The sequence below is a fragment of the Micromonospora sp. CNZ286 genome, from assembly GCF_014207755.1.
In genome coordinates, this window is the sequence record NZ_JACHIZ010000001.1 from 2,753,152 (window position 1) to 2,776,798 (window position 23,647).

Genomic DNA, 23,647 nt, shown 5'->3' on the forward strand with positions numbered 1-23,647 from the left:
CGTGAGGGCCGCCGAGAAATCGACGCAGCAACAATTATGGATGTTCGGATGGTGTCGGACGGTTGATCGTCCTGGTCGGATGGCGGAACGGACATCGCCGTTCGACGATGACAGGAGGGACCGTGCGCACACCATCCCGTGCGTTGACGGGGACCACCGCGCTGCTGCTCGCAGCCGGGCTGGTTCTGACCGCCGCTGGTGGCGGCCAGGCGGCACCCCGGGAACAGACCCGTACCCAGGCGCCACCCGACCACCTGCCGGGCGACCGGCACGACACCAAGGCCAAGGACAACCGCAAGGGCCGCGTCGCCGCCAGCGACCGGCAGCGGGACCGGGCCGCCGCGCTCGGCGCGCGCGTGCGCTGGACCGACTTCGGTACGCCCGCCACGCTCACGTCGACCGGCAAGCCCCTCGCCACCGGCCTGCCCGCCGACCCGGCCGCCGCCGCGCGCGCGTACGTGGCCGCCAACCGGGACGTGCTGGGCCTGACCGCCGAGGGCGCCGCCGCGCTGGAACTGCTCACAGTGGCGCCGATGGGGCAGGGCGCGACCGTCCTGTTCCGGCAGCGCTTCGGTGACCTGCCGGCCGCCGTCGACGGCATGCTGTCGATCGGCGTACGCGACGGAGCGGTGTGGCACGTCAGCTCCTCGCTCGCCCGCGACGCCGGTACGCCGGCCCCGGCCACGATCAGCGCCGAGCAGGCCCGCAAGGCCGCCGTCGCCGACGCCGGCCGCTCCGACGCGCAGGTCGTGCGTACCTCGTTGGTCGCGGTGCCCACCGCGGACCGGGGGCCGCGCGCGGCGTGGGAGGTGGTCCTCGGGGCGGACACCACCGGCGCGGACCCGGCCGCCTACGCCACCTACGTGGACGCCCGCGACAGCGCCGTGCTGGTCCGTGAGGACCTGATCGACCACGACGCCGACCACCCCTCGTGGGAGGTCTTCCCGAACTCGCCGCGGGTCGACAGGTCCTCGGTCGACACCCGCAAGCGGTGGTGCGCCGTGCCGGCGCGCGGCTGCGCCGAGGTGGTGGGCGTGCCCGGGCACCCGGCGTGGGACGTGGACCCGGCCACCGGCCAGTCCACCACCACGACCAAGGGCAACAACGCGATCGCGGTGCAGAACTGGTTCAGCAACGACCCGTTCAGCGTCGGCACCGAGACCGCGACGCCCCGCCCGGACCGCCGGTACGACTACCCGTGGACGAACCAGTGGCAGGAGCAGCGCTGCAACCCGGAGGTGTTCACGTCGCCGCAGGCGAACGACATCGACGCGGCGCGGGCGAACCTGTTCGCCATGCACAACCGGATGCACGACTGGACCTATCACCTCGGGTTCACCGAGGAGACCTGGAACATGCAGCAGGACAACCTCGGCCGCGGCGGGCTCGGTAACGACCCCGAGCAGGGCAACGCCCAGGCCGGCGGGGCCAGCGGCGGCCCGCCCAACTTCGCGGCCCGCAACAACGCCAACCAGATCACCCCGCCGGACGGCGTCGCGCCGACCACCAACATGTACCTGTGGCAGCCCATGGCGGGCTCGTTCTACGCGCCGTGCGTCGACGGCGACTTCGACATGTCGGTGATCGCCCACGAGTACGGCCACGCGGTCACCAACCGCATGATCGCCGGCCCGAGCGCCGGGGTCAGCTCGCCGCAGGGCATGAGCGAGAGCTGGTCCGACCAGCTCGCCATGGAGTACCTGTTCGAGCACGGATACGCCGCGCCCGGCCGGCGCGGGTTCACCATCGGCGAGTACACCACCCAGGACCCGAACGCGGGTATCCGCAACTACAACATGAGTGACAGCCCGCTCAACTACAGCTCGGTCGACTACGACTTCGTCGGCCTCCAGGTGCACGCCTCCGGTGAGGTGTGGAGCGCCACCAACACCGACATCCGCGCGGCCATGATGCGCCGGTGGGGCAGCGGCACCCCGGCCGTGCAGAAGGCGTGCGCCACCGGCGCCCGCGACGTGACCGCCTGCCCGGGTAACCGGCGCTGGATCCAACTGGTGTTCGACTCGTTCCTGCTGATGTCGGTCAGCCAGGTCAGCATGGTCGACGCCCGGGACGCGATGCTCGCCGCCGACCGGATCCGCTTCGGCGGCGCCAACCAGGACCTGCTCTGGAACGCGTTCGCCGGGCGCGGCCTCGGCGAGACCGCGGCCAGCGTCGGCCACACCGACGCCGACCCCACGCCGGGCTTCACCTCGCCGTACGCGCGGGAGGGCTCGCTGCGGTTCCTCCCGGTCGGCGAGCGCGGGCCGGTGGCGGGCGCGCAGCTGTTCGTCGGGCGCTACCAGGCCCGGGCGGTGCCGGTGGCGGACACCGACGCGGCCACCCCGCTCACCGACCGGGTGGATCTGGTGCCCGGCACGTACGAGTTCGTGGTGCGGGCGCCCGGCTACGGCCACACCCGGATCGGCCCGGTGAAGGTCAAGGCGGGCCAGAACCGGACGCTGGCGGTGTCGTTGCGACCCAACCTGGCCTCGGCCACCGCGGGTGCGGCGGTCACCGGCGACGGGATCAACCTGCCGCAGATCGCCGACGACGACGAGGCCACGAACTGGGCCTCGCTGGGCGCGCCGGTCGCCGGACGGCAGGTCACAGTCGACCTGGCCGGCGACGTCCAGCAGGTACGCCGGGTGCAGGTCAGCGCCATGCTGCGTCCGGCGGTCGCCGGTGACGCGGACGCCGGCACCCAGAGCCGGTACTCCGCGGTGCGGCAGTTCCGGGTCCTCGCGTGCACCGCGACCGGGCCGGTGACCTGCGCGGACGCGGCGGACTTCCGCCCGGTCTACACCAGCCGGCCGGACGCGTTCCCGGCTGTGGCGCCGCGTCCCCGGGCGCCCGAGCTGATCATGCGGTCGTTCGACATTCCGCGTACCAAGGCCACGCACCTGCGCGTCGAGGTGCTGACCAACCAGTGCACGGGCGCGCCGGACTACGCCGGTGAGCAGGACGACGACCCGCGGGCGGCGACCGACTGCGCCACCGCCAGCCCGCAGGCGCAGAACGTGCGGATCGCCGAGTTCCAGGCGTTCACGCGCTGACCCACGCGGCGGGTGCGGACGGGCGGCTCGGGTCGTCCGTCCGCACCCGCCATCGTGTGTTCACCCGGGGTTCGGGGCGCCGTCGCCGGATCGGGGCTGTACCGCGGGCAGGATCCTCGACAGACTGAGCGGCGACCAGCGAACGACGTTGGTCGATGCCCTGCCGGCTCGCTCAAGGAGGATCCCTTGACCCCGTTCCGTGCCGCCGTCACCCGCGTACGCCGCGCCCTCGCCGCGTCAGCCCTGGTCACCGCCGTGGCCGCCGCCGCGCTCGTCGCACCGTCCACTGTCTCCACCCGCCTCGCCGAACCCGCCGCGGCAGCCGTCTACGGCTCCTGCACGCAGTCCCGCTGCGCCGACGCGCGCACCGCGCGGTCCGGCTGGTCCGCGAAGAGCTTCCCGACCAGCCGTGGCTGGTACTCGTGGAGCGGCGGCCGGTGCAACTTCGCCGGCGGCCGGTTCTACAACTACGAGGGTCAGCTGCCCGCCGGCGCCACCTACTACGAGTACGACGTCTACCCGCGCGCCTGCAACGCCTCCCGGGACGCGTACCGGATCGTGGTCAACAAGAGCACCGGGGCGACCTGGTTCTCGCCCGACCACTACGCCAACTTCTACCGGCTCTGAGCAGCCTCGGCGCCGGCGGGGGGCGACCCCCGGCCGGCGCCGTCGGGAAAGGACGGATCATGGGCGCAGCGTCCCCGCAGCCGCCGGCCTGGCTCGTGTACGACGGCGCGCCGCCCGAGCCGGACGGTGTGCCGGTCTCCGGCGGGGCCAGCCGCACCCGCGCCGGGCTGCACGAGACGCTGGCCGGGTCACTGGCGCTGCCCGGCTGGTACGGCCGCAACTGGGACGCCCTCGCCGACGCGCTCGCAGACCGCCTCGACTCCGGTCCGCTGACGCTGGTCGTGACCGACGCGGCGGACCTGCTCGCCGACGAGCCGCCCGCCCAGCTCGGCACGCTGCTGGACGTGCTCGGCGCGGTCGCCGCCGGTGGGCACGAGACGCTGCGGGTGGTGCTGCGCGACGACCCGGACCGACTGCGCGCCCTGCGTGACCGCGTGGCCGCCGTGCTCGGCGGGCGGGTGGGCGCCCCGCCTCCCGCAACCGGCTGACCGGGTGCCGTTTCGCCGCCCCCTCCCCGAAGCGGCGACCTCGTGCGGTGAGCATGGCCGCCAGCTCGGCGAGGTGGTGGGGTCTGGTGGGTGGGGATGCCGCCACTTCCCCGTAGCGGCGGGCCGGGTGCCAGTTCGGGGTGGTGGCGGGGGTCTGGTGGGTGGGGATGCGGCCACTTCGGGGAGGTGGTGGGCTGATCGCCAGTTCGGGGAGGTGGTGGGGTCCGGTGGGGAGGGATGCCGCTACTTCGCCGTAGTGGCGGGCCGGGTGCCAGTTCGGGGTGGTGGTGAGGTCCGGTCGGTGGGGATGCAGCCAATTCGGGGTGGTGGCGTGGGCGGTCGCCAGTTCGGGGGAGTGGCGGGGTCCGCTGGGTGAGGTTGTCGCCACTTCGCGGTGGTGGTGGGCCGGGTGCCAGTTCGGGGAGGTGGTGGGGTCTGGCGGGTGGGGATGCGGCCACTTCCCCGTAGTGGCGAGCCGGGCGTCAGCCTGGGGAGTGGCGGGCCTGACGGGTGGGGAATGCCGCCACTTCGCGGTGGTGGTGGGCCGGGTGCCAGTTCGGGGTGGTGGTGAGGGCTGGTGGGTGGGGATGCGGCCACCTCGGGGTGGTGGTGGGCCGGGCGCCGGTTCGGGGAAGTGGCGAAGGTGAGGGTGAGTGCGAGCCGGGTGGTGAGGGCGCGGGTCGCGTCGGCGGCCTGGGCGGGACACGCCGGACCGGGTGGGGTCAGGCGGGCTGGTCGAGGATGGCGCTGAAGCGCTCCTCGGCCAGGTCCAGCTGGGCGAGGATGTGCTGCTTGACCGGTGCCGACAGCGGCGTGTCAGGCCGGGCGACCAGGTCGCGGAAGACCGGCACCAGCGGGCGGTACTTGGTGGCGGCGCGGGTCACCTTCGGCCCGACCGTGTGGATCACGCCCACGCCGTTGTCGGTGAAGTCGGACACCTTGATCACGCGGGCCCAGGGTTCCCGTTCCAGGCTGGCCGCCACGTGCTCCCGGTACTGCTCGTCGCGGTCCCGCCCCGGGTCGTACGCCGGATTGGTGACCGCCGCGACCAGCCGGGCGACCCGCGCGCCGAAACGGTCGGACAGCGCGTCGAGTGCCGCCGGCGTGGCGTCCGCTGCCGACTCGGGGTCGAGCCCTGCGAGTTCGGCGGGGTGGTCCTCGACCGCGTCGTGCAGCAGCCCGGCGACGATCACGTCCACGTCCCGCACCTGGTAGTGGTGCATCAGCCGGATCGCCACCCGCAGCAGGTGGTTGAGGTACGGCTCGCGTACCCGGCGGTCGTCGCGGTGCAGGTCGGCGGCCAGGTCGAGCGCCTCGGTCAGCCGGTCGCGGGCGGCCTCGTCGAACGCCTCGATCTCCAGCCGGAACCGGGCCAGCAGGCCGGGCTCACCGTGGATCTCGGTGATCGCGTGCATCGGCATGGTGGCGAGGTACGCGGGGAACTCCATGCGTCCCTTATAGCTGATCTTCGCTAGATCCGGCGTCCGCCGGGCCGCTCACGTCGCCGGTGAGGCGCTTGACCAGGCGGACGCAGGTGCCCTCCGGCGTGCCGACGATGGTGGCCTCGTCCATCACCCGCGCCATGATCAGCCGTCCCCGGCCGCGGTCGCCGGTGTCGTCGCCGTCGGCCGCGCGCCAGCCGCCCCGGTCGCGTACCTCGATCTCCAGCCGGTCGCCGCGCAGCTCGGCCCGCAGCGTGGTGATGCCCTCCCGGGCGAAGCGGTAGCCGTGCTCGATGGCGTTGGCGCACGCCTCACCGGTGGCGATGAGGACGGTGTCGACGTCCCACTCACTCACGCCCCGGTCGTGCAGCCAGCCGCGCAACCGTTCCCGGGTGGCGGCGAGCCGGGCCGGGTCGGCCGGCAGGTCGATGGTGAGGACCGGGCCGGCGTCGCCGGATGTCCCACCCGTCACGTCCGGCCCTCCGTCCCGTGCCCGTCCCCGGACCTGGGCGCCCACTCGCGCTGTCACCGCCTGATTCTCACCCTGTTGTCCCCGGTGGCCGCCGATTCATTCCCCCGGCGGCGGTGTCCGTCAAACGTGATCATTGCGCATCGGGGGCGGCGTGTCAGCCGGCGGCCCGGCAGAGGCGGCAACGCGGCGGGCCGGCGACCCCCGAGGGGACGCCGGCCCGGGACGAGCGGTCGCGGTTGCCCCGACGGCGTCGAGGTGGTGCGCGTGCGGGCTCGGGCGCAGGTCAGAGCGGCAGCCGCCCGGCGCCGGCCCAGGCGTCGACGACGAACGGGACCAGCGGGGCCGGCAGCGGCCGGGCGGCGCGCAGCGTGGGCGTCCACCCGGCGTCGCCGCCGAGGTCGGGGTCGTGGGCGGCGTTGTACGCGGCGCGCAGGTCCACCGGCCGGGGCAGGCGGTCACCCTGCCGGACCCAGCTGCCCCGCTCGGTGAGCGCGGTGCCGCCCCAGTCGTACAGCAGGTCGGCGGGGCCGGTGTCGCCGGTGAGCGTGAAGAAGTTGTTCTCCGCGTACAGCGCGGACTGCACGCCGACGCCGAGGGCGTACGCGAAGCCGGGCCCGCCGAGCCGGTAGTGGTTCTCGTGCACGTCGACCTGGCCGAACCGGACCCGGGGCAGCCGTTGCAGCGTGCCGTCGAACAGGTTGTGCCGCACGGTGACGTTGAGCCGGCCCACGTCCGGGCCGACCGTGTTCGACGAGCCGATGAGCATCACCTTGTCCCGGCCGGTGAACCGGTTCCAGGACACGGTGACCAGGCTGGCGGTGTGCGTGACGTCCACCGAGCCGTCGTGCACCTGCCAGGGCCGCCCGAAGTAGACGGGCTGGGCGCTGTCCGGGTTGTCGCCGTCGGTGAACGTGTTGTGGTCGATCCAGACGTGCTCGCTGCGGCGCACCGAGATCTGGTCGTACTGGGAGTTCCAGTTGCCGGTGTCGCCGTCGGTGGGGGACCAGGCCGGGAAGCAGTCCCGGGCGTCGGCGAACTCGATGTTGCGCACGATCACGTTGGCCACCCGGTCGATCATCAGCGTCAGGCCGGTGAGCCGCGCGCCGCGCAGCCCGACGATTGTGGTGTTCGAGCCGACGTTGATCTGGGTCTGCCGGGTCTGCTCGGCCACCGACCGCACCCGGGCGGCCTCCAGCGGTCCGCTCGGGTTGACCCGGCCCCAGGTCGCCGGGTCGTACGCGGCCAGGTAGGCGGGCAGCGAGTACTCCGGGTCGGCCAGGTCGGCGCAGTCCAGCAGGGTGCCGTCCGGTCCTTCGAAACCGTCGACTGTCCCGGCCACGTACACGATCTTGGGGGTGGCGTCGGCGGCGTTCGTGGCGTTGTCGCCGCCGAGCGCGGCGACCAGCTCGGCGCGGGTACGCACGACGTGTACCCGGTCCGGCGCGGCGGCCGACCCGCCGGTGGTGCCGGTGCCCGCGGCGGCCCAGCCGTCGTTCGCCGGGAGGGTCTGGCGGCCGATCAGCTCGGCGGCCCGGGACGGCTTACCAGGTGCGGCCGGCGCGGGCGCGGCGGTGGTGAGGACGAGCGCGGCGGCCAGCGCCGCGACGGCTGCGGTTCGGGTACGCATGACTCGTTTCCGTTCTCCTGGAGGGACATTCACTGCACGGGTAGATCCACCACATAGGGCTTGACCGCCCACGGCACGCCCGCCTCCGACGGCAGCGCGCCGGTCTCCGCTGCGGTCCGCAGCACCGCGCCGACGCCCCGTACCATCCGCACCCGCTGCGGGCCGTCGCCCGCCGCGCGCACCAGGTCCCCGTCGAGCAGCGTCGGAGCGGGTGCGTCCCGCAGCGCGTCCAGCACCGCGGTGAACGGCTCGGTACGCGCCAGGGGCGCGATCAGCGGCGTGCCGTCGGTGCGGTGGTCGAGCAGGTTCGCCAGCAGCCCTCGGCGGCCGGGCACCGGGTGCGGCGCGTCGTCGCCGGGCAGTCGCAGCCGGTCGGTCGGGTACTCCAGCACCGCCCGGCCCCGCTCGTCGGTGACCAGCACCTCCCCGGGGACGTGTTCCTCGGCGGCGAGGGTGAGCGCGGCCAGCACCGGCGGCCCGGCGTGCGGGGTCAGCCGCAGCACAGTGGTGTCGTCCACCTCGATCGGGCGGACGCGGTAGCGCTCCACTTCGATCCGGGCCGGGCGGACCGGCGCGCCGGTGACCGATTCGGCGACGGCGAGGCACTGCATCAGCGCGTGCGCGAGCGGGTTGGCGAGTGCGCCGTCCAGCGCCGGGTGACCGTCGACCGACAGTCGCCCGGCCCAGGGGGAGCGGGCGTAGTAGGCGTCCGGGCGTTGCCAGGCGGCGAGCGTGGCGATGCCGGTGACCGGACCGAGCCGTCCGAGCGCGCCGGTCAGTTCGGTCAGCGCGGCCGAGCCGAGCGCCTGGAAGTTGACCTGCACGGCCCGGCCGGCTGCGGCGGCGGCTTCGGCGAGCGTCCGGTGTCCGGCCAGGTCGAGCACCGGCGGCTTCTCGAGCAGCAGGTCGGCCCCGGCGGCGAGTACGTCGAGCGCGATCGGCAGGTGCGTGTGCGGCGGTGTGCAGATCACCACCACGTCGGGCCGGGACTCGGCGAGCATGTCCCGGTGGTCGGTGAACACGCCGGTCTCCGGTGGGACCGGAGCCTCCGGTTCGTGCTCCAGCGGGCGCACGTCGACCAGCGCGACAAGGCGCGCACGCCCGGCCGCGTGCAGTTCGGCGATGGTCCGGCGGTGCCAGCGGCCGTGCCCGTTCGCCCCGATCAGCGCCACCCGCGGCGGGTCGTTGCCGCTCACCGGCGACCCCCGGCGGGTCGCCGCCCACCCGCCGGTCACCGGGCACCTGCCAGCGTGGCCCGGACGCCGTGGCGTTCCAGCGCGGTGAGCCAGCCGGTCACGTCGGCGCGGAACTCGTCGTCGGCGGCCAGGTCGGCCGGGAACACCTCGCGCAGTGCGAAGACCGCGTCCACCACCCCGGCCGGGGTGTGCGCTCCGGCGGCCAGCGCGGCGCGCAGCCGGTCCGCGAGCGGGTCGTCCAGCGGCAGCGGCCGCCCGTCGTCGGCGTACCCGAGCAGGAACCGCAGCCACGCGGCCACCACGAGCGCGCTCCACCGCGCCGACCGGCCCGCGGCCCGCAGGTCGGCGACGGTGTGCAGCACCCGCTGCGGCAGCTTCTGCGAGCCGTCCATCGCGACCTGCGTCGTCCGGTACCGGATCGCCGGGTTGCCGAAACGGGCGAGCACCTGTTCCCCGTAGTCGGCCACGTCGGCGCCGGGCGGCGGGGTGAAGCTCGGCGCGATCTCCTCGGCGAGCAGCCGCCGCAGCACCGCGTCCAGGTGCGGCAGCGTCAGCGCCTCGGCCACCGTCTCCGCGCCGGCGAGCGCACCGAGGTACGCGGTGGCGGAGTGCACGCCGTTGAGCGCCCGCAGTTTCAGCCGCTCCCACGGGCCGGCGTCGCCGGTGAGGATCGCGCCGGAGCGTTCCCAGGCCGGGCGGCCGCCGGGGAAGTCGTCCTCGATCACCCACTGTGACCACGGTTCGGCGGCGACCGCCGCGAGGTCGGTCACGCCGAGCGCCTGCCGGGCGGTGTCCCGGGTCTCGTCGGTGCTGGCCGGCACGATCCGGTCGACCATGGTGCCGGGGCAGGTGACCGCCGCCAGCACCCGCTCGGCTGTCGCGTCCGGCACCCGGGCCAGCGCGAGGCACTGCTCGACCAGACCGCGCAGCCGCCGCCCGTTGGCGGGCAGGTTGTCGCAGCTCACGAGCGCGATCGGCCCGGCGTCGGCGGCGGCGCGGGCGAGCAGCCCGCGGACCAGCAGACCCGGCACGGTACGCGGGGGACGGCCGGTGGTCAGGTCGGCGGTCAGGTCCGCGTCCACTGTCAGCGCGGCGGTCACCGGGTCCAGCCGGTACGCCTTCTCGGTCACCGTCAGCGTGACCACCCGGATCGCCGGGTCGGCGAGCAGGCCGACCACCGCGTCCGGGTCGCTCGCGGCGTGCCGTACCCCGGCGAGCGCGCCGACCACCCGCGTGGCCGCGCCTTCGGCGGCGAGCGTGGTGACGCTGAACAGGCAGTCCTGCGCGTCGAGGGCCTCGACCACGTCGGTGCTGCGCGGCGCGACGCCGATGATGCCCCAGTCGCCGCCGGCCGCGCCGACCGCCGCCTCGGTGTGCACGGCCTGGTGGGCGCGGTGGAACGCGCCGAGACCGAGGTGGACGATGCCGGCCGGCACGGTGCCGGGGCGCACCAGCGGCCGGGACTCCGGCGGCAGGTGGCGCAGCGTGGCCAGGCCGAGCCGGTCGGGGGTCAGCGCCATGCCGGTCCCTCCGGGAAGCGGAACTCCGCGATCGACTCCGGCCGCATGGTGGCGCTGTAGCCGGGCGCTGTGGGCAGCAGGTAGCGCCCGCCCCGGGTGCGGACCGGGTCGGTGAAGTGTTCGTGCAGGTGGTCGACGTACTCGACCATTCGGCCGTCCAGGCTCGTGCCGACCCGCAGGTAGTCGAAGATCGCGAGGTGCTGCACGTACTCGCACAGGCCGACGCCGCCGGCGTGCGGGCACACCGGCACGCCGAACTTCGCGGCCAGCAGCAGTTCGGCGAGCACCTCGTCCACCCCGCCGACCCGGCAGGCGTCGACCTGCATGACGCCGATCGCCTCGGCCTGGAGCAGCTGCTTGAAGATCACCTTGTTGGCGGCGACCTCGCCGGTGGCGACCCGGCAGCGGCCGCCGGTCAGCTCGGTGACCGCGCGGGCGATCCGGGCGTGCCCCAGGACGTCGTCGGCGTGCGTGGGCTCCTCGATCCAGTACGGGTCGACCTCGGCGAGCACGCCCATCGCGGCGATCGCCTCGTCCACGTCCCACACCTGGTTGGCGTCCATCATGAGCAGCGCGTCCGGGCCGATCTCGGCCCGGATGATCCGGGCCCGCCGCAGGTCGTCCTCGATCCGCCCGCCGACCTTCATCTTCATCGCGCGCCACCCCTGCGCGTACGCGTCGCGGGTCAGCGCGCGCACCTGCTCGTCCGGGTAGCCGAGCCAGCCCACCGACGTCGTGTACGAGGGGAACCCGTCGCGTTCCAGCGCGGCGAGCCGGTCGGTGAGCCCGTCGCGTCCCTTGTCCAGGATGGCCGCCGCCTCGTCGGGGGTGAGCGCGTCGGTGATGTGATGGAAGTCGACTGTCGCGACCAGTTCGTCGGTGGGCGCCTCGGCGAGGAACCGCCATATCGGCTTGCCGGCGAGCTTGGCGCGCAGGTCCCACACGGCGTTGACGAGCGCGCCGGTGGCCATGTGGATCACGCCCTTCTCCGGGCCGAGCCAGCGCAGTTGCACGTCGGCGGTGAGCGAGCGCCAGAACGCCACGGGTTCGGCGGCGATCTCGGCGACGGTGCGCCCCCGGACGTGGTGGGCGAGTGCGCGGACCGCCGCGCAGGTGATCTCGTTGCCCCGGCCGTTGGTGAACGTGAACCCGGTGCCGGTCGGCCCGCCGTCGGTGGTCAGCTCCACGTATGTGGCCGAGTAGTCGCCCCTGTTGATCGCGTCCGAGCCGTCGCCGCTGGCGGCGGTGGGGAAGCGCACGTCGTGCACCTCGACGTCGACGATTGTGGTCATGCGGGCCCACCTCCGAACTTGAAGACCTGCTTCGGCAGCCGGTACGCCAGGTCGACGATGGTCTCGGCGGCCTCGTCCTCGGTCAGCCGGTGCTCGGCGACGAGGCGGGCGAGGAATCCGGCGTCGACCCGGCGGGCCACGTCGTGGCGTACCGGGATGGAACAGAACGCGCGGGTGTCGTCGACGAACCCGGCGGTGTTGTAGAAGCCCGCGGTCTCGGTGACCGCCTCGCGGAACCGGCGCAGCACCTCGGGGGAGTCCAGGAACCACCAGGGCGCGCCGAGGCGCAGCGCCGCGTACCCGCCGGCGAGCGGGGCGAGTTCCCTGGTGAACGTGTCCTCGTCGAGCGTGTAGAGCACCACTGTGAGCCGGGGGTCGTTGCCGTGCGCGTCGAGCAGCGGCGCGAGGCCGTGCACGTACTCGGTGGCCTGCGGCACGTCGCCGCCCACGTCGCGGCCGTGCCGGGCGTGCAGCCAGCGGTTGTGGTTGCGGACCGCGCCGGGGTGCAGCTGCATGACCAGGCCGTCGTCGAGCGACATCCGGGCGAACTCCAGCAGCATGTGCGCCCGGAACGCCTCGGCGTCGGCGGCGTCGGCCAGGCCGCGTCGGCCCTTGTCGTACAGCGCCGAGGCCTGTGCGGGACTGAGATCGAGGGTACGGGCGGTGGGGTGCCCGTGGTCGGACGAGGTGGCCCCGGCGGCGGCGAACGCCTCCCGCCGTGCCCGCAGCGCGGCCAGGTATCCGGCGTACGTGCCGGTGTCCTCGCCGGAGATCTCGGCGAGCCGGTCCACGTTCGCGGCCCAGTTGTCGAACTCCATGTCCACCACGTCGTCGGGGCGGAACGTGGTGACCACCCGGCCGCCGGGCCCGCCCCAGCCGTCGGCGGCGAGCTTGGCGTGCCGGCCCAGGTCGTCCAGCGGTGACTCGGTGGTGGCGAGCACCTCGATGCCGAAGCGTTCGAACAGCGCCCGGGGCCGGAAGCCCGGCTCTGCCAGGCGCGCGGCGAGCGCGTCGTAGACGGCGTCGGCGGTGGCCGGGCTCAGCGGCGTGTCGACGCCGAACACGTGCCGGAACGTCTGCTCCAGCCACAGCCGCGACGGGGTGCCGCGGAACAGGTGCCAGTGCGCGGCGAAGCGCCGCCAGATGGTCCGCCCGTCGGTCTCCACCGGGCTGCCGTCGACGCTCGGCACGCCCAGGTCGGCCGGGGGTACGCCCTGGCTGAGCAGCATCCGGGTCAGGTAGTGGTCGGGCACGATGAGCAGCCGGGCCGGGTCGGGGAACGGCTGGTCCTCGGCCAGCAGCCCGGGGTCGACGTGCCCGTGCGGGGAGATGAGCGGCTGCTCGGCGGCGAGCGCGTACAGCTCGCGGGCCAGGGCGCGCAGCCCGGGCTCGGCGGGCAGCAGCAGGTCGCCGCGGGGGATGATCGGCACAGCGAGGGCTCCTCGGTCAGGGCAGGGTGAGCAGGTCGGCGACCCGGACGGGCGCGCCGGTCTCCAGCGAGCGGTTGGCGGCCAGGCCGGTGAGCAGGGCGAGTGCGCCGTCGCGGGCGGTGGCGGCCCGGCCGAGCGGGTCGGGTTCGCCGCCGAGCAGCACCCGGGTCATCCGGGCGTCCGCGCCGCCGTGCCCGCGCCGGGTCCAGCCCTCGACCGGGATCTCCTGCGGCGGCGCCCAGAACGGGCGCAGCGTGAGCCGGGCCGCGCCCTGCTCGACGGCGGCCTCGTCGCCGTGCAGCGCCGCGCCCTTGAGGGCACCGGCGACGGACGGGCTGACGTGGTCGCTCTCGGTCACCTCCAGTTCGAGGCGGCCCCGGCTGCCGTTGACCATGACCCGGTAGCCCTCCCAAGGGGCGTACGCGGTGAGGTGGTAGGTCATCGTGGCGCCGGTGTCGTAGCGGGCCAGCACCGCGAGGTCGTCCTCGATGGTCACGCCGGGGGCGAAGACGTTGCGGTCGCGGTGGTAGCCGTCCTCGGCCTCGGCGTCGAGGTACAGCTCGCGCAGCCTCGGGTGGTCGGCCAGGCGCAGCGCGAACGGGTCGCCGTCGGCGGCGGGGGAGCCGTGCGCCCGGTCGTAGTCGCGGGCGTAGCCGTGCCGGCGGCCGTCCTCGCCGTAGAAGAACAGCCGGCCGTACGCGTGCACCTCGACCGGGCGGGCGTCCAGCCACCAGTTGACCAGGTCGAAGTGGTGGCCGGACTTGTGCACGAGCAGGCCGCCGGAGACGGACTTGTCCCGGTGCCAGCGGCGGAAGTAGTCGGCGCCGTGGCGCACGTCGAGCAGCCACTCGAAGTGCACCGACCCGATCTCGCCGACCGCGCCGTCGGCCAGCAGCCGCCGGAACTGCTCGTGCAGCGGGTTGTAGCGGTAGTTGAACGCGACGGTGACGCGCCGGCCGGTCTCGGCGACCGCGTCCAGGATGCGGCGGCACCGCTCCGCGTCGACGGTCATCGGCTTCTCCACGACCACATCGCAGCCGGCCCGCAGCGCCGCCGTCACGTACTCGTCGTGGGTGGCGTCGACGCTGGTCACCAGCACCACGTCGACCCGCTCCTTGGCGAGCATGGCGGTGACGTCGGCGGCGGCGTACGTGGGCACCGGCGGGTGGCCCAGCTCGGCCAGCCAGCGGTTGTGGGCGTCCATCCGGATCTGGTTGACGTCGGCGAGCGCGACCAGCTCGGCGGTGTCGGCGTGGTCGAGCGCGAGGGCACGGACGAACATCTCGGCGCGTGCCCCGGCACCCACCAGGGCGTGGCGGACCCGTTTCCGGGCCGGTGGTGACATGACGTCGGCCTCCCCGGCAGTCGGCTGCAAAGGTTTGCAGCCGAAGAAACCATGACGGTGGATGCGTCGTCAACGGTTGCCGCCCAAGCCGTCCTATCCATCCGTATTGATGGGCATTCATGCACGTGGCGGGAACGCCGGCGCAATCGAGCCGCAACAATGGACCGTTGACACGGGCGCAACCGTTTGCATTAATGGGCGGCACCCGTGACGCCCACCACATCGGACGAGGGAGCCCGCCGTGCCAGCCACCATCCGGGACGTCGCCCGCGCCTCCGGTGTGCACATCTCCACCGTGTCCCGGACGTTCTCGGCCCCGCACCTGGTCAACCCGGAGACCCGGGTCCGGGTGCTGGCCTGTGCGGAGGACCTCGGCTACCGGCCCAACCGGGCCGCCCGGGCCCTCATCACCGGCCGTACGCACAACATCGGCCTGATCGTGGCCGACATCGCCAACCCGTTCTTCCCGCCGCTGATCAAGGCGGCGGAGGGGCAGGCCCGGCACCGCGACTACCACGTGTTCGTGGCCGACACCAACGAGGACCCGGTCGCCGAGGAGGACCTGGTCCACGCCCTGGCCAAGCAGGTCGACGGTGTGCTGCTGTGCAGCCCCCGGATGAGCAACAGTCTGATCGAGCAGGTCAGCCGCGAGGTTCCGGTGGTGGTGATAAACCGCCAGATCGCCGGCCTGCCCTGCGTGATGATGGACGTCGGGCAGGGCGCCCGGGCCGCGATCGAGCACCTGCTCGGGCTCGGTCACCGCCGGATCGCGCTGCTCGGCGGCCCGCGCGGCTCCTGGACCGCCCGGGAGATGCGCCGCGCCGCGACCGCCGCCGCCCGGGGCGGGGGAGCGGAACTGACAGTCCTCGGACCCAACCAGCCCACCGAGACCGGCGGCGGCGCGCTCGCCGAGCAGGTACGCCGCAGCGGCGTCACCGCCGTGCTCGCCTACAACGACCTGATGGCGATCGGCCTGATCGAAGGGCTGGACGCGATCGGGGCGCGGGTGCCGCACGACGTGAGCGTCGTCGGCGTCGACGACATCGCGCTGAGCCGGCTCACCCGCCCCAAGTTGACGACGGTGGCCACGCCGACCGCGGCCGCCGGCCGGACGGCCGTCGACATGCTGCTGCAACTCGACTCCGACGCGCCACGCGGCGCCCGGGGCCGGGGCGCGGCGGCCGGCGACCGTCGCACCACCGCACAGGTAATGCTCCAGACCGAACTGGTCGTCCGCGACTCGACCGGGCCCGTCCCCGCGCCCGGCCGGGACGGCACCGGAGCCTGAGCAGGTGGCCCGGGCCCGCACAGCCTTGCGGACCCGGGCGGCCCGCGGACGGCCGCCGGTGACGTCGTCGCCTCCCACAGCCGAGGAGTGAGCGCAGATGCACCCCGCAACGTCCCCCACCGCCGGCGCACCCGCCGGGCGGGATCACCGTACCCCCCTGACCCGACGCCGACTCGTCCGCGGCCTGGCCGCCGTCGCGCTCGCCGTGCCCCTCGCCCTGGGCGCGGCCGGCTGCGGCGACGACGAAGCCGGCGGCGACGGCGGCCCGGTCAAGCTCTCCGTCTTCTGGTGGGGCGGAGAGGCCCGGGCCAAGCTCACCGAGGACGCCCTGGCCCTCTACACCAAGAAGCACCCGGACGTGACGTTCGAGAAGACCTGGCAGGCCAACCAGGGCTACTTCGACAAGCTCGCCACACTGACCGCCGGCGGCAACCCGCCGGACCTGTTCCAGATCGACGACAACTACCTGGCCGAGTACGCCGGCCGCAGCACCACGCTCGACCTGAGCAGCTACCGCGACTCCGGCAAGCTCGACGTGTCGAAGTTCCCCAAGAGCCTGCTGGAGTACGGCGTGGTCGACGGCAAGCTCGCCGGGGTCGCCGCTGGGGAGAACACGCAGGGCCTGGTCTACAACAAGACGCTGCTCACCAAGAACGGGCTGCCCGAGCCGACCACCGGGATGAGCTGGGAGGAGCACATCGCCTGGGCCGAGCAGGTGGCGAAGAAGACGAAGGTGCCCGGCACCCAGGACCCGAGCGCCGACTACAAGGCGCTCTGGGTGTGGCTGCGCCAGCAGGGCAAGGACCTGTACAAGGGCAAGGAACTCGGCTTCACCGCCGAGGACGTGACGAAGTGGTTCGAGCTGTGGAAGGGCGCGCGGGACCGGGGCGCCACCCCGACGCCTGATGTCATCCACGAGGGCAACTCCAGCGACATCACCAAGCAGCTCGTGGTCACCGGCAAGTCGGCCACCTCCTGGGTCTGGGTCAACCAGATGCCGGACCTGAAGAAGAACACCAAGGACGAACTGGGCGTGGTCGCGTACCCGGGTGACCCGAGCGCGCAGTGGGCGCGCGCCTCGATGTACTGGTCGGTGTTCAAGGGCAGCAAGCACAAGGACGTCGCCGTCGATGTGATCAACTTCCTGAACAACGACCCGGAGGCGGTGGCGCTGCTCGGCACCGACCGCGGTCTGCCGTCGAACATGGATCTGCGCGCCAAGGTCAGCGAGACCGCCACCGACCCGGCCATGAAGCAGTCCATCCAGGTCGAGTCCGACCTGGCGCAGAAGTTCGGCGCCTCGCCCCAGGTCCCGATCAAGGGGCACAGCAAGGTCAAGTCCGAGCTGGTCAAGGCCGCCGAGAACGCCCAGTACGGCCGCGCCACCCCGGCCCAGGCGGCGGAGCAGTTCGTCGCCGCCTGCAAGTCCGCGATCGCCTGACCCCACGAAAGGACCGGTCCCGTGGCTCTCACCACGGCGCCCGGCCGGACCCCGCGCACCGGACCGGCCGGCCCTCGCCCCACGCGGCGTCGGGCCGGCCGGGCCCGGCTCGGCGAGGGCCTGGCGGGGTACGTCTTCCTCTCGCCCTGGCTCATCGGACTGATGGGCGTCACGGCGATCCCGATGGTGCTCTCGCTCTGGCTGAGCTTCACCGACTACGACATCCTCACCCCGCTGTCCGAGGTGCGGTGGGTGGGGCTGGCCAACTACGAGCGGATGTTCACCGCCGACCCGTCGTACTGGCACGCGGTGCGGGTCACGCTGACGTTCGCGCTGATCGCGGTGCCGCTGAAGCTGGCCGCCGCGCTCGGTGTGGCGCTGCTGCTCAACCGTGCCTGGCGCGGCGTCGGGCTGTTCCGCAGCCTGTTCTACCTGCCGTCGCTGCTCGGCGGCAGCGTCGCGCTGGCCATCGTCTGGGTCAACATGTTCAACCGGGACGGCGCGTTCAACTCGTTCCTCGCCCTGTTCGGCGTCGAAGGGCTGCCCTGGGTCAGCGACCCGGACTGGGCGCTGGAGACGCTGATGGTGCTGGCGATCTGGCAGTTCGGCGCACCCATGGTGATCTTCCTGGCCGGGCTCAAGCAGGTGCCCACCGAGCTGTACGAGGCGGCGGCCGTGGACGGCGCCGGGGCGTGGCGGCGGTTCCGCGCGGTCACGCTGCCCATGCTCTCCCCGGTTATCTTCTTCAACCTGGTGCTGGAGACCATCAACGGCTTCCAGGGCTTCACCGCCGCGTTCGTGCTCAGCAACGGCACCGGCGGCCCGGTCGACTCCACGTTGATGTACACGCTGAAGCTCTACATCTCCGGCTTCACCGACCTGGAGATGGGCTACGCGTCGGCGATGGCGTGGGTGTTCCTGGTGGCGATCGGCGTGGTCACCGCCGTCTTCTTCAGCACCGGCCGGTTCTGGGTGCACTACTCGGACGGAGACGACTCATGACGGCGCTTCCTGTCGCCCGCCGCCGGCCGGGCGGCGGCCGGAACGTCCTGCGGCTGATCGTGCTCGTGGCGATCGTCGCGGTGGTGCTCTACCCGCTGTTCTGGATGCTCGGCACCTCGGTCAAGTCGCAGGCCGAGATCGTCAACAACGTCGGCCTGCTGCCGGAACGGTTCACCCCCGGCAACTACCTCGACGGCTGGACCAACTTCGACATCAGCTTCGGCCGGTTCTTCCTCAACAGCGCGCTGGTCAGCGGGCTCACCGTCGTCGGCAACGCGCTGTCCTGCCTGCTCGCCGCGTACGCCCTGGGCCGGCTGCGGTTCCGGCTGCGCAAGATGTGGTTCACCGTCATGATCGGGACGCTGCTGCTGCCCGGGCACGTGCTGATCGTGCCGCAGTACATCCTGTTCCGCAGCCTCGGCCTGGTCGGCGGCGACTGGCCGTACCTGCCGCTGCTCGTGCCGCAGTTCCTGGCCACCGAGGCGTTCTTCGTCTTCCTCATGGTGCAGTTCATGCGCGGCATCCCGCGCGAGCTGGACGAGGCGGCCACCATCGACGGCGCGTCCCCGTACGGCGTGTTCCGGCACGTCATCCTGCCGCTGAGCCGCCCGGCGCTGGTCACCACCGCGATCTTCTCGTTCATCTGGACCTGGAACGACTTCTTCCGCCAGCTGGTGTTCCTGTCCAGCCTGGAGGACTACACGGTCCCGGTGGCGCTGACCCTGTTCATCGACTCGACAAGCCAGAGTGCTGTCGGCCCGATGTTCGCCATGTCGGTGCTGTCCCTGCTGCCGGTGTTCCTGTTCTTCCTGGCCTTCCAGCGGATGCTCGTCGAGGGCATCAACACCAGCGGGCTGAAGGGATGACCGCCGTGCCTGCCCACACCGACGCCGTACCCGCCCACCCCGACACCGTGCCGGCCCGTGCCGACTGGCGGGACACGCTGCGCGAGGCGACCGACCTGGCGCTGCTCGGCTTCGCCGTGGCGCTCGCCGCGCTGCCGGTGCTCACGCTCGCCCCGGCGGTCGCCACCGCGAGTGCCGCGCTGCACGACAGGTCGGTCACCGGCGCCTGGCCGGACGCGCGGACCAGCCTGACCCGGTTCGGCCGCGCGCTGCCCGCCGGATCGGCGGTGAGCGCCGTCGCACTCGCGGCCGCCGCGCTGCTCGCCGCCGATCTGCTCGCGCTCACCACCGGCCGGGTACCAGGCGGCGGGCCCGCGCTCGCGCTCACCGCCGTCGTGGTGGCTGTCCTGCTCGGGTACGCGGGCCTTGTCGCCGTAGCGGTCGGACGCACCGGCGGCCGGGGCTGGCGAACGGCCGCGCTCGAGGTGGCCCGCACCTGCCCGCAGCGCCCCGGCACCTGGGCCGCCGCCTCCGGCGTCTGCGTGCTCGCCGTGGTGCTGGGTGTGCTGGTCACGCCGGTGGCGGTGCCGATCCTCGGCGGGTACGCGCTCGCGGCGCTGCACGCGCTCGACGCCCGCCACCCGGTCCCCGCGCCGGAGCCGTCGTGACCGCCGAACCCCGTTCCGCCGCTGCCGAGCCGCGCCGGGCTGACGCCGAGTCGCGCCTTGCCGGGGGCGACGCGGAGTCGCGGCTTGCCGGCACCGACGCCGAGTCGCGGCTGGTCGTCGGTGGCGCCGAGGTGGCCCGGTACGTTGTCCGGCCCGACCTCGACCCGCGTCACGGACCCCGGCCGTACCTGCACCCGGTGCGGACCCGGGCCGGCACCCCGGTCACGGACGCGCTGCCGGCCGACCACGTCTGGCACCTCGGCGCGTCATTGGCGGTGCAGGACGTGGACGGCGTCAACCTGTGGGGCGGCCGGACGTACGTGCGCGGCACCGGCTACACCTGGCGCGACGACCACGGCGTGATCGCGCACACCGGCTGGCGGGACCGGGCCGCCGACCGGCTCGACCACGATCTGGAGTGGCGGGACCGGCACGGCCGGGTGCTGCTGCGCGAACACCGGCGGATCACCGCCACGCCGGCCGGCGAGGACGCCTGGTGGCTGGACCTGTCCGCCACGCTCACCTCCGCCACCGGCGCTGACGTGCATCTGGGCAGCCCGGCCACGAACGGCCGCCCGGGCGGCGCGGGGTACGGCGGCTTCTTCTGGCGTGCGGTGGCCGACGGCGAACCCCTCGTGCGTACCGCCGACGCGGAAGGCGAGGAGGCGGTGAACGGCTCGGCCGCGCCCTGGCTGGCGTTGTCCGCCACCGTGCCCGGAGGTGGCGCGTACACGCTGGTGTTCACCGGCCTGGGGACGCGCGACAGGTGGTTCGTGCGCACCGCGATGTACCCGGGCGTCTGCGTCGCGTACGCGTTCGACAGCCCGGCGGTGGTCGCGGCCGGGCAGCCCCGGCACAACCGGCACCGGGTCCTGGTCGCCGACGGCCACCTCGACCCGGCCGACATCGCGGCCCGGCTGGACGCGGCGGTCATCCGGTGAGCGCGCGGTGTGAGCCGGTGTTGCGGGCCCCACGGTGAGCGCGGGGAGCGAGCCGCGTGCCTCCGGTACCGCGGTCGCGGCCGGGGGCGGGCCGGAGGTGGTGTGCGTGGGCGAGACGATGGTGGTGCTCGCCCCTGACGGCGGCGGGTCGCTGGAGGACGCCGCGCGGCTGACTGTCGGCGTGGGCGGCGCGGAGTCCAACGTGGCGGCCGGGCTGGCCCGGCTCGGGCACCGCGCGGCGTGGGTCAGCCGGGTCGGCGACGACCCGTTCGGGCGGCGGGTGGTGGCCGAGGTCGCCGCCGCGGGCGTGGACGTCTCCCCGGTCACTGTCGACAGGGACGCGCCGACCGGCCTCTACCTGAAGGATCCCGGCCCGGACGGTACCCGCGTCCACTACCACCGCGCCGGGTCGGCAGCGAGCCGCCTCGGCGCGCCGGACCTCGGGCGTCCCGCGCTGGCCGGGGCGCGGCTGCTGCACCTGTCCGGGATCACCGCCGCGCTCTCCGGCACCTGCCGTGACCTGCTCGTATCAGCGCTGGACGGGCGGGCGCTGCCCGGCGCCCGGGTCAGCTTCGACGTGAACCACCGCCCGGCGCTCTGGCCCGCCGACCGGGCCGGACCGGTCCTGCGTGACCTGGCCGACCGCGCCGACGTGGTGCTGGTCGGCCTGGACGAGGCGACCGTGCTCTGGTCGGCGGGCGATCCGGCGGCTGTCCGTGCGCTGCTGCCCGGCCCGGAGCTGGTGGTGGTCAAGGACGGGCCGGTCGGCGCGACAGCGCTGCCGTGTACCGGGCCGGCGGTGTTCGTGCCGGCGTTGCCGGTGGACGTGGTGGAGCCGGTCGGCGCGGGTGACGCGTTCGCCGCCGGGTTCCTCTCCGGGCTGCTGCGCGGCCTCGACCTGCGAGCCTGCCTGCGGTTGGGCCACCTGACCGCCGCGCCGGTGCTGGCCGTGCCGGGCGACACCGCGCCGCCACCGGACGCGGAGACGATCGCGCGGGCGCTGGCGCTGCCGGACGCGGCGTGGACTGAGCAGGCGCCGATGCAGGTCAGGGGAGGGAGCGGGAGATGAGCGGGCACGACTTCGAGGCCCTGTTCGGCGGCGCGCGGGTGATGGTGATCCTGCGCGACCTGCCGCCCGGGGAGACGGTCCGGCTGGCGGAACTGGCCTGGGATCTCGGCATCGACGTGGTGGAGGTGCCCATCCGTACCCCGGAAGCGGTGCCGGCGCTGCACGCCGCCGTGACGGCCGGGCGTCGGCGGGGCCGGATCGTCGGCGCGGGCACTGTGCGTACCCCGGCGCAGGTCCACGACGCGGTGGCCGCCGGGGCGGCGTTCACAGTGGCGCCCGGCCTGGACCTGGCCGTCGCCGACGCGGCGGCCGGTCTCGGCGTGCCGCACCTGCCCGGCGTGGCCACCCCGACCGAGGCGCAACGGGCGCTCGACCACGGCCTGGTGTGGCTCAAGGCGTTCCCGGCGGTCAGCCTCGGCCCGGCCTGGTTCCGGGCGGTGGCCGGGCCGCTGCCGGAGGCCCGGTTCGTCGCCACCGGCGGCGTCGATGCCGGCAACGCGGGCGATTTCCTCGCCGCCGGGGCGCGGGTGGTGGCGGTCGGGTCGGCGCTGACCGACCCCGAGCAGCTGCCGCGCCTGGCCACGCTCGCCGCCGGCGGCGCTATCACGTGACGGTACGGCCGGACGTGGTGGCGGTGGTCCGGATCGCCTTGACGATCGCCGGGATCGACCCGATCAGCAGCACCAGCGCCCAGATCAGCGCCACCACGGCGAACACCACGGCGCCCAGGTCGTCGAGGATGCTGACCAGGATCACCGGCACCAGGCCGTGCAGGAACTGCAGCACCACAGTGCACAGCAGCGTGGTCAGCGCCAGCGCGACGAGGCCTTTGTTGCGCAGGAACCGGGGCTGGGCGGCGAGCAGCAGCGCGACCCAGACCAGTTTGAGCAGCAGCGCCAGCCCGAGCAGCACCGCCGCGTCGTCGACCGGGAAGAACCCCCACACCGCGAGGTACGCCAGCGTGCCGAACGGCGGGGCCAGGAACAGCGAGACCATCACCGTCAGTTCGATGAACGCGACGATCAGCAGGACCAGCGACACCAGCAGCAGCACGATCGAGAAGACGAGCGTGGCCACGCCCTGCACCCGGCCCTGCATCCGGTCCGGCAGCACCAGGCTCAGGCAGAACAGCCCGGTCGTCCAGAGCGCCACCACGTCGATCAGCGCCAGGTAGCCGATGCCGCGCCCGGACGGCTCGGACACCGCGCCGACGTCACCCAGCTCGACGCCGAGCCGGCCGGCGCTGTCCCGCAGCGCGCCACTGGCGTCCCCACCGCCGGTCAGCGCCGCCGCGCCCAGCTCCACGCCGACCACGAGCGCCACCGTGAGCAGGGCCAGCAGCAGGAACGGCTTGCGCAACTCACCCATGCCGCGTCTCCGTTCCGGTCAGGACCGGGCCAGCGTGACCGAACATCCGCCACCTCCCGGACAGCGCAGGAGCACCTCGGTCTCCCGGTCCACAGCCACCTTCGCCACCGCCGGGCCGTCCGCGTCCGGGGCGACCTCGTCGGTGACTGTGACGTCCGCGTCGCCGGGTGCGCGGGCGGTCACCTCGAACGGCGTCGTACCGCGCAGCACCAGCGTGCGCAGCGCGCCCGGGTCAGCCACCCGCAGCCGGCACGCGGTGCCGAAGGCGAGCGTCACCCCGTCGGCGGTGGTGGCCGGTTCGGCGGCCGGCGGCAGGCAGGTCACGGCCACCGTCGCCGGGTCCACAGTTCCGGACCCGCGCCCGAGCCGGGCCAGCGCGCCCGGCCCGGCCCCCGGGTCGCCCGGGTCGTCGCGGCGCCCGGCGACCGCCACCACGTACAGCGCCACCAGCAGCACGGCCACGGCCACCAGCAGCACCTTCTGCCGCCCGCTCACGGTGCCGTCCCGGTTCGCGACTGCGGGGCTCGCAACAC

At 73.9% G+C, this 23,647-nt stretch carries 21 protein-coding genes; 11 read left to right on the plus strand and 10 right to left on the minus strand.

All coding sequences use genetic code 11. The features are described 5' to 3' along the window. Positions 1-143 precede the first annotated feature (143 nt). The 3 genes from FHX31_RS12345 (at position 144) to FHX31_RS12355 (ending at position 4,168) form a co-directional block, all read left to right on the plus strand. Complete coding sequence (locus tag FHX31_RS12345) at positions 144-3,053, plus strand: M36 family metallopeptidase (protein ID WP_232236594.1); 2,910 nt, start codon at positions 144-146, stop codon at positions 3,051-3,053. A gap of 186 nt (positions 3,054-3,239) precedes the next feature. Beyond that, complete coding sequence (locus tag FHX31_RS12350; RefSeq protein ID WP_013476518.1) at positions 3,240-3,680, plus strand: ribonuclease domain-containing protein; 441 nt, start codon at positions 3,240-3,242, stop codon at positions 3,678-3,680. Positions 3,681-3,739: 59 nt separating this feature from the next. Further along, positions 3,740-4,168, plus strand: coding sequence for a barstar family protein (locus FHX31_RS12355; protein ID WP_013476519.1), 429 nt, complete (start codon positions 3,740-3,742; stop codon positions 4,166-4,168). 722 nt (positions 4,169-4,890) lie between these two features. Here FHX31_RS12355 and FHX31_RS12360 read toward each other — a convergent pair. The 8 genes from FHX31_RS12360 to FHX31_RS12395 form a co-directional block, all read right to left on the minus strand. Then, positions 4,891-5,616, minus strand: a complete 726-nt coding sequence (locus FHX31_RS12360) for an HD domain-containing protein (RefSeq protein ID WP_184976206.1) — start codon at positions 5,614-5,616, stop codon at positions 4,891-4,893. 7 nt (positions 5,617-5,623) lie between these two features. After that, positions 5,624-6,082, minus strand: a complete 459-nt coding sequence (locus FHX31_RS12365) for an ATP-binding protein (protein WP_184976208.1) — start codon at positions 6,080-6,082, stop codon at positions 5,624-5,626. A gap of 283 nt (positions 6,083-6,365) precedes the next feature. Then, positions 6,366-7,709: a pectate lyase family protein gene (locus FHX31_RS12370; protein WP_184976210.1), complete on the minus strand. Its 1,344-nt coding sequence runs from the start codon at positions 7,707-7,709 to the stop codon at positions 6,366-6,368. A gap of 29 nt (positions 7,710-7,738) precedes the next feature. Next, complete coding sequence (locus FHX31_RS12375) at positions 7,739-8,944, minus strand: Gfo/Idh/MocA family protein (RefSeq protein WP_486481671.1); 1,206 nt, start codon at positions 8,942-8,944, stop codon at positions 7,739-7,741. Next, positions 8,941-10,425 carry a mannitol dehydrogenase family protein gene (locus tag FHX31_RS12380; RefSeq protein ID WP_184976212.1) on the minus strand — a complete coding sequence of 495 codons (1,485 nt, stop codon included), beginning with the start codon at positions 10,423-10,425 and terminating at the stop codon, positions 8,941-8,943. The genes FHX31_RS12375 and FHX31_RS12380 overlap by 4 nt, the downstream gene beginning before the upstream one ends. Continuing rightward, complete coding sequence (locus FHX31_RS12385; RefSeq protein ID WP_184976214.1) at positions 10,416-11,717, minus strand: enolase C-terminal domain-like protein; 1,302 nt, start codon at positions 11,715-11,717, stop codon at positions 10,416-10,418. The genes FHX31_RS12380 and FHX31_RS12385 overlap by 10 nt, the downstream gene beginning before the upstream one ends. Beyond that, on the minus strand, positions 11,714-13,147 hold the full coding sequence (uxaC, locus tag FHX31_RS12390) for a glucuronate isomerase (RefSeq protein WP_123109342.1): 1,434 nt from the start codon (positions 13,145-13,147) through the stop codon (positions 11,714-11,716). Before uxaC ends, FHX31_RS12385 begins: the two co-directional genes overlap by 4 nt. 16 nt (positions 13,148-13,163) lie before the next feature. Further along, positions 13,164-14,492, minus strand: a complete 1,329-nt coding sequence (locus tag FHX31_RS12395; RefSeq protein ID WP_013286698.1) for a Gfo/Idh/MocA family protein — start codon at positions 14,490-14,492, stop codon at positions 13,164-13,166. 241 nt (positions 14,493-14,733) lie between these two features. On the opposite strand from FHX31_RS12395, the gene FHX31_RS12400 reads away from it, so the two are divergent. The 8 genes from FHX31_RS12400 (at position 14,734) to FHX31_RS12435 (ending at position 22,357) form a co-directional block, all read left to right on the plus strand. Continuing rightward, a complete protein-coding gene (locus FHX31_RS12400) occupies positions 14,734-15,780 on the plus strand; it encodes a LacI family DNA-binding transcriptional regulator (RefSeq protein ID WP_013286697.1) in 1,047 nt (348 codons plus the stop codon). A gap of 97 nt (positions 15,781-15,877) precedes the next feature. After that, positions 15,878-17,221 (plus strand): ABC transporter substrate-binding protein, encoded by a 1,344-nt coding sequence (locus FHX31_RS12405; protein WP_013286696.1) that lies wholly within the window; start codon positions 15,878-15,880, stop codon positions 17,219-17,221. A gap of 21 nt (positions 17,222-17,242) precedes the next feature. Next, positions 17,243-18,223 carry a carbohydrate ABC transporter permease gene (locus FHX31_RS12410; RefSeq protein WP_013286695.1) on the plus strand — a complete coding sequence of 327 codons (981 nt, stop codon included), beginning with the start codon at positions 17,243-17,245 and terminating at the stop codon, positions 18,221-18,223. Next, complete coding sequence (locus tag FHX31_RS12415) at positions 18,220-19,089, plus strand: carbohydrate ABC transporter permease (protein WP_013286694.1); 870 nt, start codon at positions 18,220-18,222, stop codon at positions 19,087-19,089. Before FHX31_RS12410 ends, FHX31_RS12415 begins: the two co-directional genes overlap by 4 nt. Next, complete coding sequence (locus FHX31_RS12420; protein ID WP_184976216.1) at positions 19,086-19,736, plus strand: hypothetical protein; 651 nt, start codon at positions 19,086-19,088, stop codon at positions 19,734-19,736. Before FHX31_RS12415 ends, FHX31_RS12420 begins: the two co-directional genes overlap by 4 nt. Beyond that, a complete protein-coding gene (locus FHX31_RS12425; RefSeq protein ID WP_184976218.1) occupies positions 19,733-20,677 on the plus strand; it encodes a DUF6807 domain-containing protein in 945 nt (314 codons plus the stop codon). The genes FHX31_RS12420 and FHX31_RS12425 overlap by 4 nt, the downstream gene beginning before the upstream one ends. A gap of 106 nt (positions 20,678-20,783) precedes the next feature. Continuing rightward, a complete protein-coding gene (locus FHX31_RS12430) occupies positions 20,784-21,746 on the plus strand; it encodes a sugar kinase (RefSeq protein WP_363603607.1) in 963 nt (320 codons plus the stop codon). Further along, a complete protein-coding gene (locus FHX31_RS12435; RefSeq protein ID WP_071094746.1) occupies positions 21,743-22,357 on the plus strand; it encodes a bifunctional 4-hydroxy-2-oxoglutarate aldolase/2-dehydro-3-deoxy-phosphogluconate aldolase in 615 nt (204 codons plus the stop codon). The genes FHX31_RS12430 and FHX31_RS12435 overlap by 4 nt, the downstream gene beginning before the upstream one ends. Here the strand turns inward: FHX31_RS12435 and FHX31_RS12440 are convergent. Both FHX31_RS12440 and FHX31_RS12445 read right to left on the minus strand, forming a co-directional pair. Beyond that, on the minus strand, positions 22,350-23,114 hold the full coding sequence (locus FHX31_RS12440) for a hypothetical protein (protein WP_184976222.1): 765 nt from the start codon (positions 23,112-23,114) through the stop codon (positions 22,350-22,352). The two genes, FHX31_RS12435 and FHX31_RS12440, sit on opposite strands and share 8 nt — an antisense overlap. An 18-nt stretch (positions 23,115-23,132) precedes the next feature. Beyond that, complete coding sequence (locus FHX31_RS12445) at positions 23,133-23,609, minus strand: hypothetical protein (RefSeq protein ID WP_013286688.1); 477 nt, start codon at positions 23,607-23,609, stop codon at positions 23,133-23,135. Positions 23,610-23,647 lie beyond the last annotated feature (38 nt).

Excerpts from the sequence above, each read along its gene's own strand:
- FHX31_RS12360 (WP_184976206.1), bottom strand. The coding sequence starts at position 5,616 with ATGGAGTTCCCCGCGTACCTCGCCACCATGCCGATGCACGCGATCACC.
- FHX31_RS12420 (WP_184976216.1), top strand. The coding sequence starts at position 19,086 with ATGACCGCCGTGCCTGCCCACACCGACGCCGTACCCGCCCACCCCGAC.
- FHX31_RS12415 (WP_013286694.1), top strand. The coding sequence starts at position 18,220 with ATGACGGCGCTTCCTGTCGCCCGCCGCCGGCCGGGCGGCGGCCGGAAC.
- FHX31_RS12380 (WP_184976212.1), bottom strand. The coding sequence starts at position 10,425 with ATGGCGCTGACCCCCGACCGGCTCGGCCTGGCCACGCTGCGCCACCTG.
- FHX31_RS12440 (WP_184976222.1), bottom strand. The coding sequence starts at position 23,114 with ATGGGTGAGTTGCGCAAGCCGTTCCTGCTGCTGGCCCTGCTCACGGTG.
- FHX31_RS12405 (WP_013286696.1), top strand. The coding sequence starts at position 15,878 with ATGCACCCCGCAACGTCCCCCACCGCCGGCGCACCCGCCGGGCGGGAT.
- FHX31_RS12355 (WP_013476519.1), top strand. The coding sequence starts at position 3,740 with ATGGGCGCAGCGTCCCCGCAGCCGCCGGCCTGGCTCGTGTACGACGGC.
- FHX31_RS12370 (WP_184976210.1), bottom strand. The coding sequence starts at position 7,709 with ATGCGTACCCGAACCGCAGCCGTCGCGGCGCTGGCCGCCGCGCTCGTC.
- FHX31_RS12435 (WP_071094746.1), top strand. The coding sequence starts at position 21,743 with ATGAGCGGGCACGACTTCGAGGCCCTGTTCGGCGGCGCGCGGGTGATG.
- FHX31_RS12385 (WP_184976214.1), bottom strand. The coding sequence starts at position 11,717 with ATGACCACAATCGTCGACGTCGAGGTGCACGACGTGCGCTTCCCCACC.
- FHX31_RS12395 (WP_013286698.1), bottom strand. The coding sequence starts at position 14,492 with ATGTCACCACCGGCCCGGAAACGGGTCCGCCACGCCCTGGTGGGTGCC.